The sequence below is a fragment of the Pelomicrobium sp. G1 genome (assembly GCF_051905455.1).
In the GTDB taxonomy this organism is placed as follows: Bacteria; Pseudomonadota; Gammaproteobacteria; order Burkholderiales; family UBA6910; genus Pelomicrobium.
This window is the reverse complement of the sequence record NZ_JBQACR010000040.1, coordinates 1-1,294: the sequence shown is the minus strand read 5'-3', so window position 1 is coordinate 1,294 and position 1,294 is coordinate 1. Positions and strand designations below refer to the sequence as shown.

Genomic DNA, 1,294 nt, shown 5'->3' with positions numbered 1-1,294 from the left:
ACCACGAACGGCTCTCTCCGCCAGCGCGTGTTGTGCGGAAGAATGTGGGGCAGAAAAACGAATTTTTAGAGGTTCCCGATAAACTCAAAACCTTTGTACGGGTCCGGTGAAGGGAAGGCGGCCATGTGGTGCATGATGGGGTTGGTGTCCCCGTAGTTCCATCCCGACAGCCATGCTAGCGTCTTGCCAGTCGCCAGATCGTGGGCTGCCACTGTCCCCGTGAACTTGCCTGGGGTCAAAAGGATGTATTTGCCGATCTGCGCGTAGAATTCATCGAGTTTGGAGACTTTGGCTGCGTGGACCTCTTTCATCAGCGCGGGCAGGGTCCCGGCAGGAAGAAGTGCACCGCCGGTGGCTCCGGCAACGGCGGCGCCGGCGCCCAAGCCGACGGTCTTGAGAAAGTTGCGTCGTTTCTGGCTAAGCCTGTACCTCATTTCCTTACCCTCCTCATCAGATGAGGATTCTTTAGACCTTTGGCACCCCCGCTGGTTTGTCTCTCATTCGATCCCCACTGGATGCCGGGAATGGAGTTTGCAAGCGTTATGCCCAATCCCTTCGATATTTTCCCGAACTCGCCGGCCTCTTTTAATCAATGTACAATCAAATACTTAAGTACATACGCCCGGCGAGAAGACGAAAGCCTCCTCGCTGGCTTTCGAGGCCTGCTTTTCGGAATGGAAAGGCGCTTTTCAGAATGGAAAGAGGTTAGGATGGCAAGCCGGAGGCCGCCTGGACGGATAAGCCCCGAACGATAAGCCCCGAACGAAACCCGCCCGCAGCCTTAATTGGCCGTCCCACAGACGGCATAAGGGCGATCGAGCCACGCCTTCTCGAAGGCCATTCCGGGCTGATCAGGCGGGCAGCTCGCTCTGGCGCTCATGGGCCGCCGCCGGGGACGGAACGCGACCGATCAGGGGTGACGTCGAATAACCGGCTCTTATTCGCTTATGCAAAATTCGTATTGACAGGATTCCGTGAAAAACTAATATTTAGGTCATAATCGGGGAAACCAGGAATCCTCTCACTAACACTCTTTCAAAAAACTAAAATTTCCTCATCATAGTTTCGTTCGGCCTACAGAGGAGGAGCGCATCATGCAACGCAAAATAAGTATCGTCGCTGCGGCGGGCTTGCTGTTGCTGGGACCGGGCACTGGTTTAGCCGCCGAAGACCTTCAGGCCCGCAGTTGGGCGGCGAGCTGCGCCGCCTGTCACGGCACCGAGGGGCGCGCGGTGGGCGGCATGCCGGCGCTGGCGGGGAAACCCAAGGAAGATCTTTACAAGGCGCTCAGAGC

The 1,294-nt window shown here is 56.9% G+C and carries 2 protein-coding genes; one reads left to right on the top strand and one right to left on the bottom strand.

Translation table 11 applies throughout. The annotated features are described in order from the left end of the window. Positions 1–65: 65 nt before the first annotated feature. The gene (locus tag ACTFO6_RS17255) at positions 66–434 is read right to left on the bottom strand and encodes a hypothetical protein (RefSeq protein ID WP_439935669.1); all 369 of its coding nucleotides are present in this window, start codon (positions 432–434) and stop codon (positions 66–68) included. A gap of 660 nt (positions 435–1,094) precedes the next feature. Between ACTFO6_RS17255 and ACTFO6_RS17250 the strand changes: the two genes are divergently transcribed. After that, positions 1,095–1,294, top strand: a 200-nt coding sequence (locus tag ACTFO6_RS17250; RefSeq protein WP_439935668.1) for a c-type cytochrome, incomplete at its 3' end; no start/stop codon positions are given.

Excerpts from the sequence above, each read along its gene's own strand:
- ACTFO6_RS17255 (WP_439935669.1), bottom strand. The coding sequence starts at position 434 with ATGAGGTACAGGCTTAGCCAGAAACGACGCAACTTTCTCAAGACCGTC.